Source organism: Lentilactobacillus fungorum (assembly GCF_016860605.1).
GTDB classification, from domain to species: domain Bacteria; phylum Bacillota; class Bacilli; order Lactobacillales; family Lactobacillaceae; genus Lentilactobacillus; species Lentilactobacillus fungorum.
Map to the genome: position 1 here is coordinate 30,808 of NZ_BNJR01000016.1, position 14,924 is coordinate 45,731.

At 44.4% G+C, this 14,924-nt stretch carries 12 protein-coding genes and 1 pseudogene; 4 read left to right on the top strand and 9 right to left on the bottom strand.

Annotated elements, in window-relative coordinates; all coding sequences use genetic code 11:
* Positions 1 to 197 precede the first annotated feature (197 nt).
* Positions 198 to 2,921 (top strand): HAD-IC family P-type ATPase, encoded by a 2,724-nt coding sequence (locus YK48G_RS09030; RefSeq protein ID WP_203630403.1) that lies wholly within the window; start codon positions 198 to 200, stop codon positions 2,919 to 2,921.
* 269 nt (positions 2,922 to 3,190) lie between these two features.
* Here the strand turns inward: YK48G_RS09030 and YK48G_RS09035 are convergent.
* Together YK48G_RS09035 and YK48G_RS09040 are read right to left on the bottom strand one after the other, a co-directional pair.
* Positions 3,191 to 3,876: pseudogene (locus tag YK48G_RS09035) on the bottom strand (type 1 glutamine amidotransferase domain-containing protein).
* Positions 3,876 to 4,211: an ArsR/SmtB family transcription factor gene (locus YK48G_RS09040; protein ID WP_203630404.1), complete on the bottom strand. Its 336-nt coding sequence runs from the start codon at positions 4,209 to 4,211 to the stop codon at positions 3,876 to 3,878. Before YK48G_RS09040 ends, YK48G_RS09035 begins: the two are co-directional and overlap by 1 nt.
* Before the next feature lie 196 nt (positions 4,212 to 4,407).
* Here YK48G_RS09040 and YK48G_RS09045 point away from each other — a divergent pair, with 196 nt between their 5' ends.
* Complete coding sequence (locus YK48G_RS09045; protein ID WP_203630711.1) at positions 4,408 to 5,418, top strand: NADP-dependent oxidoreductase; 1,011 nt, start codon at positions 4,408 to 4,410, stop codon at positions 5,416 to 5,418.
* A gap of 63 nt (positions 5,419 to 5,481) precedes the next feature.
* Here the strand turns inward: YK48G_RS09045 and YK48G_RS09050 are convergent, their stop codons facing one another.
* The 7 genes from YK48G_RS09050 to YK48G_RS09080 form a co-directional block, all read right to left on the bottom strand.
* Positions 5,482 to 6,918, bottom strand: coding sequence for an MFS transporter (locus YK48G_RS09050; RefSeq protein ID WP_203630405.1), 1,437 nt, complete (start codon positions 6,916 to 6,918; stop codon positions 5,482 to 5,484).
* 385 nt (positions 6,919 to 7,303) lie between these two features.
* A complete protein-coding gene (locus tag YK48G_RS09055) occupies positions 7,304 to 7,642 on the bottom strand; it encodes a hypothetical protein (protein WP_203630406.1) in 339 nt (112 codons plus the stop codon).
* A gap of 62 nt (positions 7,643 to 7,704) precedes the next feature.
* Positions 7,705 to 8,775: an ABC transporter substrate-binding protein gene (locus YK48G_RS09060; RefSeq protein WP_203630407.1), complete on the bottom strand. Its 1,071-nt coding sequence runs from the start codon at positions 8,773 to 8,775 to the stop codon at positions 7,705 to 7,707.
* Entirely contained in the window at positions 8,772 to 9,593 is an 822-nt protein-coding gene (locus YK48G_RS09065; RefSeq protein ID WP_203630408.1) for an ABC transporter permease, read from the bottom strand. The genes YK48G_RS09060 and YK48G_RS09065 overlap by 4 nt, the downstream gene beginning before the upstream one ends.
* Positions 9,593 to 10,402: an ABC transporter permease gene (locus YK48G_RS09070; RefSeq protein ID WP_203630712.1), complete on the bottom strand. Its 810-nt coding sequence runs from the start codon at positions 10,400 to 10,402 to the stop codon at positions 9,593 to 9,595. The genes YK48G_RS09065 and YK48G_RS09070 overlap by 1 nt, the downstream gene beginning before the upstream one ends.
* A 14-nt stretch (positions 10,403 to 10,416) precedes the next feature.
* Positions 10,417 to 11,505 carry an ABC transporter ATP-binding protein gene (locus tag YK48G_RS09075; RefSeq protein WP_203630409.1) on the bottom strand — a complete coding sequence of 363 codons (1,089 nt, stop codon included), beginning with the start codon at positions 11,503 to 11,505 and terminating at the stop codon, positions 10,417 to 10,419.
* A 448-nt stretch (positions 11,506 to 11,953) separates the two neighbouring features.
* A complete protein-coding gene (locus YK48G_RS09080) occupies positions 11,954 to 12,325 on the bottom strand; it encodes a hypothetical protein (protein ID WP_203630410.1) in 372 nt (123 codons plus the stop codon).
* A 97-nt stretch (positions 12,326 to 12,422) separates the two neighbouring features.
* Here YK48G_RS09080 and YK48G_RS09085 point away from each other — a divergent pair, with 97 nt between their 5' ends.
* Complete coding sequence (locus YK48G_RS09085; RefSeq protein ID WP_203630411.1) at positions 12,423 to 13,397, top strand: asparaginase; 975 nt, start codon at positions 12,423 to 12,425, stop codon at positions 13,395 to 13,397.
* Between the two features lie 327 nt (positions 13,398 to 13,724).
* Positions 13,725 to 14,888 carry a hypothetical protein gene (locus YK48G_RS09090; protein ID WP_203630412.1) on the top strand — a complete coding sequence of 388 codons (1,164 nt, stop codon included), beginning with the start codon at positions 13,725 to 13,727 and terminating at the stop codon, positions 14,886 to 14,888.
* Positions 14,889 to 14,924 lie beyond the last annotated feature (36 nt).

Genomic DNA, 14,924 nt, shown 5'->3' on the forward strand with positions numbered 1-14,924 from the left:
GTAAGCTGCAAGGTTATATAAATGAAAATTGAAGAAGTACAGCAGTGGTGAAATGATTTAACCGTCCCCACTGCTCTTTGGTCTGTTCCGCTCACTCTGCAAGCCCAAAGATTTTAATCTACCATTTTAGGTGATTAATATATTATAATGTTGTTAACCACAAACTAATTTTTTAAAAAAGAAAGGTGATTCATTTAATGGCAGATAAGATAAATGAGGTTCCTCCCGACCAAAAGCTTTGGCAGTTAACCGCCGAGCAGCTGGCAGCCAAGTATCATACCAGCACTGAAGACGGCATTAGTGATCAAGAGGCGGAAAAGCGGCTCGCTAAAGATGGTTACAACGAATTGACCGCTAAAAAGAAGAGCAAGTTGGTGCAATTCCTGCTGCAATTCAATAACAGCATCATCTACATTTTGATTGCGGCGTTCATCATTACGTTTTTCATGCATCACTACTCCGACTCCGCGGTTATTGGAATTGTGATTATTGCCAATGCCTTTATTGGCTTTTTCCAAGAAATGCAAGCTGATAACGCCTTAACCAAGATCAAGGAATTACTTGTTAGTCAAAATTATGTCATTCGGGATGGTCACAAGATTGAAGTACCCGCCAGAGAATTGGTGGTTGGTGATTTGGTCAATTTGGAAGCCGGCGATGCGGTGCCAGCTGATTTGCGGTTGATTTCAGCCGATAATATGCGGATTCAAGAATCGACGCTAACCGGGGAAAGTAACTCCATCGAAAAGATTGAAGAGCCAATTGCCGCCGACTCAGTGCCTTTAGCAGAGCGGGCGAACATGGCCTTTGCTTCAACCGCCGTTACTCAAGGATCTGGAATCGGGATTGTCGTGGCAGTCGGTGAAGACACTCAGATTGGCCAAATTCAACGGAGCGTGTCGGAAGTTAAAGCGCAAGTAACGCCGTTGATGAAGAATCTCAACAAATTAGGCGTGAACTTATCGATTCTGATTGTGGCAATTGCCTTGGTGCTGTTCTTCTTGGGCCTCTATACCAAGATTTACAGTTTGCCAACGCTGACGATCGCCATTATTACGATGGTGGTCGGCTCGATTCCAGAAGGCTTGCCGGCGTCAACCTCGGTTGTACTAGCTCGGGGTGTCCAAGTGATGACCAAACACGGGGCCATTGTCAAAACCTTGCCAGCGGTTGAAACGTTGGGCGCTGTGGACATTGTTGACACGGATAAGACTGGAACGTTAACTAAAAATGAAATGACCGTTACCGACGTGATTACTGATAAAAACCACTATGAAGTCACCGGGGTGGGCTTTGTCGACAATCAAAAAGGAGTCGCTGGCGATGTTACCTTAAACGGCCAAAAATATGATTGGCAGCACGATCAGGATTTTCGCGAGTTAGTTGACATTGCCGGAACAACAACTGATGCCGAACTCGTTCAAACTGATGGCGAGTGGCAATTAACCGGCGAACCGACCGATGGCGCCTTGACAACGCTGTTTCATAAGTTAATTGGCCGCGAACCGGAAGTTGATGAATTAGATACCTTGCCATTTGATTCTGCCTATCGGTACAGTGCCCGTTTGATCAAAGAAACTGACCACAATGAGTTGATGGTCAAAGGGGCGCCGGGAACCATTTTTGACATGGTTAAGCAGTCTGATCCAAGCTTTGACAGTGACCGCTGGTATCAGCGAGTCGCCGAACTAACTGCTAAGGGCTTGCGAGTAGTGGCATTAGGCTCAAAGGATGTCTCATCAAGGATAGTAGAAATTCAACAGGACCAAATTGGCCAAGGCATCCAGCTGAGTGGCGTCGTGGGGATTATTGACCCGCCCCGTGAAGAAGTGATCCCGGCGATTCAAAGTCTCCGCCGGGCTGGCGTCCGGGTTAACATGATTACGGGTGATCATCCGGATACTGCCACGGCGATTGCCAAGAAGTTGGATTTGGACGAAAGTGTTCACGCCATCACTGGGCCTGAAATTGATGAGATGAGCGATGAGGACCTGATTAAAAATATTGGCCGTTATAATGTTTTTGCCCGAACAACGCCCGCTAACAAGTTGCGAATCGTTAAAGCCCAGCAGGCTAACGCCAAAATTGTCGCAATGACCGGTGATGGGGTTAATGACGCGCCGGCATTAAAACAAGCAAACATTGGCATTGCCATGGGGATTAAAGGAACCGATGTTGCCAAGGAATCCGCTGACATGGTTTTGGTCAACGATAGTTTTACGACGATTGTTGACGCCGTGGCAGAAGGGCGGCACGTCTTTGATAACATTCAAAAAACCATTCGCTTCTTGCTGCCGACTAGTTTTGCGGAAGGCTTAGTTGTCCTCATCAGTATGATTATGGGACAAGAATTGCCGCTTTATCCCACTCAGTTACTTTGGATCAACACGGTGTCGGCCCTGACCATTCAGTTCGCGTTTATCTTTGAGCCAGCCGAAGAATCAATTATGATTCGAGGACCGCGAGATGTTCGCAAGGGGATCCTTGGCAAGATGGATGTCTTTGAGATTGTTTACGTGTCGGTCTTGATTTCGGCACTGGGCATCTTCACTTTCGACCGATTTGTTGAAGGTGGCGTCTTAAGCGTTGTCCTTGGCAGCACCATGGCCGTTAACATTATCATCTTTGGTAAGATTTTCTATCTGTTTAACATTCGAAATTCCTACCCGATTATTTCCAAACACTTCTTTGAAAACAAGATGGCGTTTATCATCATTGCAATTCTGTTGGTCCTGCAGGCCGCAATGATTTATATTCCATTTATGCAAGACGTCTTCCACACTGGCAACGTGAACTTCTTCTATGGCTGGGTTGTGCCAACCATTGCTGGGTTCATCGTGCTAGTCGTTACCGAAGTGATTAAGCTTGGTAGAATCGAGTACCGGAAACGTAACGGACAAGCAACAAAGCTAAAATCGTAAGCACCGAACTAAAATAAGATTCAAAACTAGGGAACCCCAGCCGTGAGTAATCCGCACAGCTGGGGTTCCCTAGTTTTGAGTTATCAATAAAAAAGATAGTGGCCAACCTGATGAATAAGCAACTAACGATCAGAATCATGAATTTTGTTTCTCGTTGAGAATTAAGCAATCAATATAAGCTTTAAGAATCGGCGAGTTTAAGTGACTCGTTCATGCTAATTGTTAAGTTGGGATAACTGCTGACCACTGCCCTTTAACGATGATCATTATTAGTTATCAGCTTGAAGATTCTTAATTAAGAGGTTGCCCACTGCTTTAGCTGAAAAGGGGTTTTGACCAGTAATCAAATGGCCATCTTGAAGCGCGTATTCACGATAGAATCGCTTATGAAGAAAGTGCCCACCCCGTTGTTCAACTGCTGCTTTATTTAGAAATGGGACAACTGATTTTTTCCCAGCGATTATTTCTTCGGCGGTTGTAAAGCCGGTAACTGATTTGTTGGCAATTAAATAATGACCAGTGGCATTCTTAATGTTTAATAACCCGGCGATGCCATGGCAGACTGAAGTTATAAAACCGCCCTGTTGATAAATTGTCAAAGCAATTTGCTGGAGTGCTTGATTATCGGGGAAGTCCCACATGACACCATGGCCACCTGTATAATAAATCGCCGCATAATCTTTTGGCGATACTTGGTCAGGTTTCAATGACTGGCTTAATGCCCGCTTTTGAAAATCAGCCGTTCGTAAGTTTTCATAATTGCTTGATCGGTATATTTCATACTGCGCGGATCTAATGGGACAAATCCACCCATTGGGCTAACGTAATCGACTTGAATGTTGGCGGTGTGCATTGCATCGACAAACTCCGTGGCCTCGCCCAGCCATAACCCAGTCGCGTCATCAGTTCCTTTATACCGGGTTGTATTGGTAAGGACAACTAAAACTTTTTTCATTATTCGTTTCTCCCACTGGCATTAATAATTGCCGTAACGTGATCTAACAGTGTTTTAAGTTCATCAATTTCTTGAATATTGTGGGACAGATAATAGTAATTCTTGGTCCCTTCGCTTCTTGAACGAATTAAATGAGCCTGTTTGAGGATTTTGAGATGGTGTGAAACCGCCGGTCGTGACAGGTTGGTAGCATCAGTCAAGTCAGTCACGCGAAGCCCATTGCAAGTATTAGCCAGCAAAGCAATGATGATTGCTTGGCGCTTTTCGTCACCCAAAGCAATTAGGAAATCACTTAAATTAGTAAATTCCGTTTGTAATTCTTGAAGATTAGCCATTAGTTCAATCAGCTGCTTTCGTTTATATTTTTAAACCATTAAACCATTGATAGTCGGGCGTGTCAATTGATTAGCTCAAAGTCAATGAGTTGACGGATCCAGCTAAAGCGATTATGATACGGTTCATTAATCGTTTAAAAATTTAAACCAAGCAATCTAATGAACTTCAAAAGGAGTGTCCTCAATGACGCAACAAATGAAAGCCGCAGTGATTAACCATTATGGGCAATCGATTCCCAAGATTACCAGTGTCCCCATTCCCCAAGTAGGCGCAGGAGATATCTTAGTAAAAATAATTGCGGCCAGCGTGAACCCGATTGATTTGAAAACCCAAGCTGGTCAATTAAAGATGCTGCTCCATTATCAAATGCCACTGATTCTTGGCAGTGACTTTGCTGGCATTGTTGTTAAAGTCGGCAAAGGCGTGCGTCATTTTCAAGTTGGTGATCAGGTCTATGGCCGGGTTCCTAAAGATCGAATTGGCACGTTTGCCGAATACGTTGCTGTTGATGAAACGGCAGTTGCGATGAAGCCGGCTAATCTGACGTTTGCACAGGCAGCTGCGGTTCCCTTGGTGGGGTTGACCAGCTATCAGGCGTTGGTTGATATTATGCGGATTAGGCCTGGCGATAAAGTACTGATTCAAGCGGGGTCAGGCGGGATTGGGACAGTGGCGATTCAACTTGCCAAGCTCAAAGGGGCGTTTGTCACCACAACGACCAGTGCCAAGAACAGTGATTGGGTGCGCCAGCTGGGAGCCGATCAGATAATTGATTACCATCAAGAGAACTTTGCCGAGGTGTTGCGTGATTATGACGCGGTGTTTGATACGCTGGGTGGCCAAGCATTGGCCGATGCGTTTCGAATTGTTAAGCCGGGTGGTCAGGTGGTATCGTTATCGGGGATGCCAGATGAACGCTTTGCTAGGGCATATGGCCTGCCTCGGTGGAAACAATGGTTGTTTAGATTGGCAGCTCGAAAGTTCCATCGGTTAGAAAACCAAACCGGCGCTAGGTACCACTTCTTATTTATGACCCCCAGCGGCCGTGAGTTGACTGAGTTAACCAGCTTGATTGAACAGGGGAAGCTTCACCCAGTTATTGATCGGCAGTTTTCACTAACGGACATTCAAGCGGCGTTTGAGTATTCCCGATCACATCGAGCAAAAGGGAAAATTGTGATTGAAGTGGACACATCTAAAAACTAAAAGCCGACGTCTGATCTGACTAAAATCAAACGCCGACTGGCTTTTTCTGAAATCGGAACCAATTTATTTCAAATCCCCAGGTTTAACGTTCCTCCCTTGTAAGATAGACAAAATCAAGGCACCGATAATGATAATCAGTGAAATTGCGAAGGCGACGTGCATGCCAAAAATGAATGTTTCTGGCTGCTTGGGTAGATAAGTGGTGACATGAAAACCAGCTTTGATGCTCATCCCGATAAACAACGAACTGGTCGACAAGGCAGTACCGGAAATCATCCCAATATTTCGGGCAAGGGCGTTTAAGCTCCCGGCACTTCCCAGCGAATCCTTTGGTACGACTGACATGACGATATCACTATTGGGCGACTGGAAAAGGCCAGTGCCAATTGCCATGATGATTGTGATGACGATATAAACCCAAATTGGGCTGGTAAGTGTCAAGAAAATATATAATGATTGAGCGATAGCAACGATGAGCAATCCTAGTGAAGCGACGGTAGCCGGTGAAAATCGGTCGGCAAACCAGCCGCCCAGAGGACCGGCAAACACCATCACAACCGGAAAGATAATCAGCAACGTTCCCGCTTGACCCGCGGATAGTTGGCGAGCGTCTTCCAAGTAAAACGGGATAATTACTACCGTAAAGAAATTGGATAAGAAGATTAAGACAGCTGCCCCTAGGCCATAGGTGAATGGTTTAATTTTAAATAGTGATAGGGGCATCAAAGGGTTTTGGACGCGTTTTTCAGTCCGGTAAAAGCCGACTAAGGCAATGAGGGCAATCAAAAATAAAATAAGGGGAACCGGTGCGCCGTAACCAATTTCTTGGGCAATAAAGACGCCCAAAAATAGGCCGACGATCAGAACCGCAAAGTTGGTAAAGCCCAGCCAATCGATTGTCCCAGGCGTTGTTTGAAACTTTTTGGGCATCACAATTGCCCCTAAAATAATTGCAAAAATGCCAAATGGGAGGTTAACCCAGAAGATATACCCCCAGGAAAAGTGTGAGAGAATTAAGCCGCCGAGGCCAGGACCAGCGATTGCCCCCAGCGCTACAAACGTTCCGACAAATCCCATGGCCCGGCCACGTTCTTTAATTCCAAAGGTCGAGGTTGTAATGCCATACGTGTTGGAGAGCGTCATTGCCGCGCCAATGCCTTGGACGACTCTGCCAACTAATAGGAATGGAAAGTTAATCTGCAGGCCGGACAAAAATGATCCCAGTAAAAAGACGCCGGTGCCAATCCGAAAGACTTTGACCTTACCGTAAATGTCGCCTAATTTGCCAAAGAATAGTAGCAATGCGGTTAAGACAATGAGGTATGAGGAGACCACCCATTCAATCTCGTTCATTGGCACGCTTAACTGCTTAGCCATGATCGGCATCGCGATATTAACAATACTAGAATCTAGGTTAGACATAAATGCGAATGTCCCAATTGATACTAAAATCCACCAGCCATTCTTTTGAGTGGTTGAATTTTGTGCGGGTGTGTTCATGAAATCCCTTCTCTCTATAAGTGAGCGAAGCAAAGCGGTTAGAAAGCGCCAAGTAGGCTAGGCATTTGACGGCCGTCGGAGTGTAAGGCTCCTTGGCAGAAAATTCCCGGGCTTGGAATTTTTCGCCAAGGTGCTTACACGGAGCTTTCTGCTTTGCCCAGCTATCCTTGCTTAATGCATAAGCCCATTATGAAACAAGCATGATAAAAATGGTGAAATTTAGCTTGTTGAAAAGTAAACAAAGACCAAAGCATGCCAATAAAAAAGCAGCCCTGACACAATTCTTTAAAAACCTGTGTCAAGGCTGCTTAGTTTTTGATGAGGCGTTGCTGGTTCTTTTGGAGATAAGTAGATAACCAACCAGAAATGGACGCTTTAATCCCTTCTAATCAGTTCGCCAGCGTTCAAAAAAGCTGACATTTTTGCCTAGATAGTCAATGGCTTCGGTTGCTAGCTGATCGGCCTGTTTTTGGGCTTCTTCTGCGTCTAAATTGTCATAGTCGCGCAAAAAGCCTTCGCCGATGTTATAAAATTTGTTCTTGCGGCCAAACCCATTGTCCTTGAACAGGTCGTCCAGCTTGGTAATATCTTCTTTAGCTGTATCATAAACCAATTGGGAAAGATTCTTGTTTGGATCTAGGAGGGTTGCTGCATATGTGACGATAAATTCGTCCATATCGATGATGATTTCATTTCTCATTTGCTTCTTTGACGTTTTTGCCATTATTTTCACCTCAAGTAATAGTTTAATGCTTTTAGCCGATTATGACCAATCAATCTTGGTAATTAGTGGTGCATCTTAAACTCTAGATAAAGATCGTTATACTCCTGAACCTTTTCAGGGCTTAAGTTACTGTAAACCTGGAGCCGCTTTAAAACGGTTTGAGGCGGGTAGAACTGCTGGTCATCTCGAACTGATTTTGGCAGCAATTTTAAAGCTTGATTATTTGGGGTTGAATAACCGATGTAAGCAGCATTTTGCGCGGCGTTTTTAGGCTGGTTCATGAAGTTTAAAAAAGCGTAGATTGCTTTGAAATGTTTTGCTGTTTTGGGGATGACCAAATTGTCAAACCACATGTTGCTGCCTTCAGTTGGCACGACATAGTGTAAATGCGAATTTTGTGACATCATTTCGGAAGCTTCACCGGACCAATCGACAGCAACTGGTGCTTCTCCTTCTGCCATATACATTTTAATTTCATCAGCGACGACGGCCTTAACGTTTGGGGACAATTGAAAGAGCTTGTTGCGGGCTGCCAATAAATCAGCGGAGTTGGTGGTATTGACAGATTTATTGAGGGAAATGAGTGAAAAGCCCATAATATCCCGTGCCGAATCAATCAGCATAATGCCATCTTTATATTTAGGGTTCCAAAGTTGATTCCAGTGCGTTAAAGTGCCTGGTTTGACATCCTGGTCATTATAAATAATTCCAAGTGTTCCCCAGAAATATGGAATCGAGTAACGGTTGTTCGGGTCAAAAGACTTGTTTAAAAAGGCTGAACCATAATTGTTCATTCCAGTTAGCTTTGACTTATCCAGTGGAATCAGCATGTGATCGGCTTTCATCTTTTGGACCATATAATCGCTGGGAACGGTCAGATCGTAACTGGTGCCACCCTGTTTAATTTTGGTATACATAGCTTCGTTGCTGTCAAAGGTTTCGACGTTGACGTGATAGCCAGTCTCTTTTTGAAACTTGGTCAATAAGGCCGGGTCAATGTAGTCGCCCCAGTTATACAGATTTAAGACTTTATCACCAGAGTCTCCAGTTGACTTAGTAAGTTCATGGCTGCCATAACCCAGGCCGGCACAGAGAAGTAAAATCGTGATCATTGTGATAACAAATTTTTTCATCGATCAGGCACCTCCACTCTGTCTAAATCACGACCATTGGAAAGGTTGTGGTTTTCAATGAGGTAGTAAATCCCGACCAAAATCAGTGAGAAGATAAACATAATCCCAGCTAAGGCGTTAATTTCAAGGCTAATTCCCTGCCGAGCTCGTGAGTAGATTTCCACTGATAGGGTTGTAAAGCCGTTACCAGTGACAAAGAAGGTGACCGCGAAGTCGTCTAGTGAATAGGTAATTGCCATAAAGAAGCCGGCAATGATGCCTGGTTGAATGAATGGCAGGGTGATTTTACTAAGGACTTGCGCCGATGTAGCGCCTAAATCCAGGGCTGCGTTGACTAACGATGGGCTCATTTCATCAAGACGGGGTAGTACCATTAACAAGACAATCGGGATTTCAAAAGCAATGTGGCTGAGTAGGACCGACCAAAATCCCAGCGGTAGTTTGAGAGCGGTAAAGAAGATCAAAAAGCTGGCACCAATAATAACATCCGGGGAGACCAATAGAATGCTATTCAGTGACAATAATGTTTCCCGCTGGTGGCGGCGTTTCGTATTATGAACCGCGATGGCGCCCATTGTCCCGATGATGGTCGAAACCAGTGATGACAGCAGGGCAATCAAGATGGTATCTAAGAAAATTGCCAACATTCGTTTGTCAGCGAACAACTCACCATAATGGCTTAAGGTAAACCCATCAAAGTTCGCCATGGTTGTGCCCTTACTGAATGAATAGATAATGAGGTAAAAGATGGGTAGATACATTAACAAAAAGACAAAAATAATATAAAGTTTACCAAGCTTTGAAGCACGATTTGCCATTAAGCTCGCCTCCCTTTACGCTTGGTGCTGGTGAATAACATGACGACAACCATTGATACAATCAAGACGACGCCAATGGTTGAGCCCATTCCCCAGTTCATGGTCGTTAAGAAATGTTCCTCGACGGCCGTTCCCAGCGTAATGATTTTGTTGCCACCGATTAAACGGGACAGCATGAAGAGCGATAGTGACGGGATAAAGACAATTTGGATGCCGGATTTAATCCCTGGCATTGTCATCGGAATAATAATTTTGGTTAACGTTTGCCATTTGGTGGCGCCCAGATCACTGCTGGCCCGAAGATACGAGTCGCTAATATCCGTCAACGAATTATAGATTGGCAAAATCATAAACGGAATCTGAATGTAAGCGGCGACCAAGATAAAACTGGTATCCGTAAAGAGCATTTGTTGGGCGGGAATGCCAAAGAACGAAAACAGGCTGTTAACCAAGCCATCCCGGCTTAAAAGTCCAATAAATGCGTAGGCCTTAAGCAATAAGTTAATCCAAGTCGGTAAGATAACCAATAAAATCCACAGGTTGCGGTGTTGCAGCCGACTAATGACTAACGCCATCGGGTAACTGATTAATATCGAGATCAGGGTAATCAAAAACGCATATAAAACAGAGTTTGCCGTCATTGTCAGGTAAGTGCCGGATTCAAAGAAATCTTGGTAGTTTCTCAGGGTAAATTGGTGGTGAATATCAAAAAATGAATAATAAATAATCAGTGCAACCGGCGCAATCACGAATAGCGCCAGCCAAAGGAGATAAGGCGCGTAAAATAAACCCTTGTAGCTTTTCTTCATTGCCATTTTCACCCCTAATCTTCATAGCTTTCAAGGCGGCTATTAAATTTAGTTTCCGATTCGTTATAACGCATGACGTGCATGTCGGTGGGACCAAACGCTAGGCCGACCACCGCATTATCCTTGGTGGCGTTGGTGGAATGAATCAGCCATTCATTGTGCTGGTCATCGTAAGCCAGAATCTCATAATAATCACCGCGGAAAAGCTGGGTGTCGACTTTAACTTGGATTTTCCCTTTTTGTGGGGTGGTAATGACCAGGTCTTCTGGGCGAATGACGACTTCAACCGGCTCGTTTGGCCGCATACCGGCATCGGCACATTCGAATTGATGCCCTAAAAAGGCCACTTGGTAGTCGGCGATCATTTTGCCGGGGATAATATTGCTTTCGCCAATAAAATCGGCAACAAAGTGGTTAATTGGCTCGTCGTAAATGTCGACCGGGTCGCCTTTTTGCAAAATTTGCCCCTTGTTCATGACAAAGATTTCGTCACTCATTGCCAAAGCTTCCTCTTGGTCGTGGGTAACAAACAAAAAGGTGATGCCGAGTTGCTGTTGAAGTTCGCGGAGTTCATACTGCATGTCTTTGCGTAATTTAGCATCTAGGGCTGATAGTGGTTCATCTAGGAGTAGGACCTTTGGGCGGTTAACAATTGCCCGGGCGATTGCGATCCGCTGTTGTTGGCCGCCGGAAAGTTCAGAAATTTCGCGGTTGGCATAGGCTTCCAACTGGACGAGTTTGAGGGCATCGTGAACCCGTTGGTCAATTTCGTCTTTGTTAACGTTATGAACGACCAAGCCAAACGCGACGTTTTGAAAGACATTCATATTTGGAAATAGGGCGTAATCTTGAAAGACGGTGTTTAATTGGCGCTTGTTAGCGGGAATATCGTTAATGCGTTTGCCATCAAATAAGACTTCGCCGGATGTAACTTCGGTAAAGCCGGCAATTGATTGTAAAATGGTCGTTTTTCCACAACCGGAAGGCCCCAACAACGTATAAAATTCCCCTTGATTTAAGGTAAAGCTAATATCTTTGAGAGCCGTAAAGCCGTCATCGAAAGTTTTGTAGACATTTTTTAATTCAATAATGGTATTGCTCAACGGTTAGTTCCTCCTAAAGTAAGTGAGCGGAGCAAAGCGGTTAGAAAGCGGAGCCTAAGGCCACTTGGCCGAAAATCCCGGTTTTGGATTTTTGGCCAAGTGGCCTTAGGTGCAGCTTTCTGCTTTGCGCAGCTGTCCTAAAATAAGTGAGCGAAGCCAGGCGTTTAGAAAGCGGAACGTAAGGCTCCTTGGCGGGAAATTCCCGGGCTTGGAATTTTTCGCCAAGGTGCTTACGTGTAGCTTTCTGCCTGGCGCAGCTGTCCTGGTAAAGTGAGCGAAGCAAAGCGCCTAGAAACTGGAACATAAGTCTCCTCAACCAGAAATTCCCGGGTTTGGAATTTTTGGTTGAGGTGCTTATGGGGAAGTTTCTGCTTTGCGTAGCTGTCCTCAGTCAAAGTTTGAACATGTCAATTATACCGATTGTTTTACCTACTGGACAGCGAAACGATTAATGACCACTTGCTCGGTGGTTGCTAGTACCTTTCATCTTATGAATTTGGCGTTTGAAATGAGGGTTAGCGTTACTGGCTACAAATTTGAAGTGGGCCATTTTACCGTTGTAAGGCTGGCCGCTTAACCGAATTTGGAGCCACTTAGTCATGACGCTGATCATTGAATGGATAGAATCGATCCGTTCAGCGACGCCTTCTTTAACTGCGGCGGCTAAAATGTCGGTTTGCAGCCGGTTAACCAAGTTCTGATGGTAATCAACCAGCTCTTGGGTGATTGGTGCGTCTTTATATTTGTTAAATAGTTTTTCAATTTCTCTCATGGCATCTTTTGAATTTTGTGGTTGATAATATCTTTGTGATTTTGGCATGGGCGGGCTCCTTTTTTAATACGAAAATTAAGTTTCGACTGCTATTTTACGGTACAATAGTATGGATTAACAGGCTAATGGAGGATTAAGCAATATTATGAAAACAATTCTGGCAATTCATACGGGCGGCACAATTTCGATGTCGCAAAACGAAAAGGGCGAAGTGGTCCCAAACGATGATAATCCAATTGCGGATCAACAGGTAATTTTACAAGGACAGATTAATTTGATTACCGACGAGATGTTTAACTTACCGTCCCCGCACGTGACACCTGCTGTGATGCTTGCGATTAAGCAGCGGATTATGAAGGCCATTGATGAGGGCATTGACGGCGTGGTGATTACTCATGGAACGGATACGCTGGAAGAAACGGCATATTTTTTGGATTTAACGCTACCCAACACCATTCCGGTTGTAGTGACTGGTGCCATGCGCTCATCAAATGAAATCGGCTCTGATGGCCTGTACAATTTTAGAAATGCGATTCTAGTGGCTGCTACCGATGAATCGTATGGCAAGGGCGTTTTGGTGGTGATGAACGATGAAATCCATACAGCCAGGTATGTGACCAAAACGCATACAACCAATGTGGCAACGTTTCGGACACCAACTTTTGGCCCGATAGGTATTGTAACCCAAAATAAAGCAAAATACTTCCAAGAATTAATTAGAACGGAAGTCGCTGACATTAATCGGGTGGTCAAAGGGGTCTTTTTAATTAAGGCGTATGCGGGAATGGATGGCGAGTTATTTGATGCGATCAACCAGCCAACGACAAATGGGTTGGTCATTGAAGGCTTGGGAGCGGGTAATCTGCCACCGCAAACTTTACCGGCAATCCAGCGCTTGTTAGCCAAGCACATTCCAATCGTCTTAGTATCCAGATGTTATAATGGCGTTGCGCAAGCAATCTATGATTACGAGGGCGGCGGAATTCAGTTAAAGAAAATGGGCATGATTTTGTGTCAGGGATTAAATGGCCAAAAGGCAAGAATTAAGTTGTTAGTCGGATTGAGCGATGGCAAGCACGGTGAGAAGCTGGCGGAGTTTGTGAGGAATGCTATTTCGTAGAGAGCGTGAGACCAAGCGGTTAGAAACTGGAGCATAAGTCTCCTTGGCCAGAAATTCCCGGGCTTGGAATTTTTGGCCAAGGTGCTTATGCGGAAGTTTCTGCTTGGCGAGCGCGTTTCAGCAAAGTAGCCTAATCCATCCACCAAAGTAAAAGCATCCAAACACAAGATGCTTATGCGGAGGCTTCTGCTTAGCGGAGCGCGTTTCAGCAAAGTAGCCTAATCCATCCACCAAAGTAAAAGTATATAGACCTAGGGTGTCCATGCCCCATCCCCACCCAGTAAAACAATACCGCCACTTAGCACAACCAAGAAAGAAGGGACAACCGTGAAAACCATTTATGACAAGCTGCGAGCCGCACAGATCGATGAGGTATTGATCAATGCGTTTCAAAACGACAGTGATATTGTTTACACTGGCATTATCCAATATTTGAGTTCTAAGGATTTTATTATGGTCACTTATAACGACTATGGTCTCCAAGACGGAGAAGTTTACTTGAAGATTAGTTCAGTTAAGCGAATCGAGACTGACAGCTACGACTTGGCAAGTATGAAGGAGCGGATTGCCTTTGATGAGATGCATCATATGACGGTTAATCCATCGTTTGATATGCCGATTAAAATGAGCGATTCGCTCTTTGATCGAGTAATCAAAACCCTCCATGACGATCAGCGAGTGGCCCTGATTATAACGAAAGACACGGATAACTTGAAATATAACGAAGGTTTAATTGATTCAGTTCAGCCAGATGGCGTTATTTTTCAAAATATCAATAAGTATGATTTTTCAAAACGCCCTAAATACGTCATTAAATTTAATGATATTAGAGGAATTGAGTTTGGTGGAACAGAATTACAATTACTACAAGAAGCCAGGTCACTGATCACGCCAGCTAACCACGTTGATGAAACCATTATTTCTGATCCTGATGAGTTCAGAACCCAGGCCACTCAGTTTCGAAATAACCAACAATGGCTGATTATCGATACCAATGATCAGCGTCGATATTTTTACGTTGGCCAGATCATTGCCAGCAATCATAGCGAATTGGTAATGTTGGTTGTCGATATGAATGGTCGCTTTGGCGGCTACGTTTGGATCCGCTATGACGATATTCGGCGAATGATTGTGGCGGCCGATTATTTACAAGTTGTAAAAAACTTTGTTCAGGCTAATCAGGCGGCTAAACATTTCTCATTGCCAGTTTTAAATGCCGACCGGGCGTTTGATGACGCGGACAACATGATGGTGAACATTATCAGCCAAGCAATTAACTATCAAAAAATTATTCGGTTTGAAACCAATGATGAAGAAAATTTTGTGGGTTATCCATTATCACTGGACTTTCAAACCGGGTTGTTGACAGTGGCGCTGTTGGATGTTGACGATGAAGGCGAGGAGCAGACAAGACAAGTCGGGATTGAAACAATTCGTGAAATGGCTTTTGATTACTTAAAAGCTTATCTGGCTGAAAATGAAGTGGATTAATGTGTTCCATCAACTGTCCTGATAGCATCCTTAACA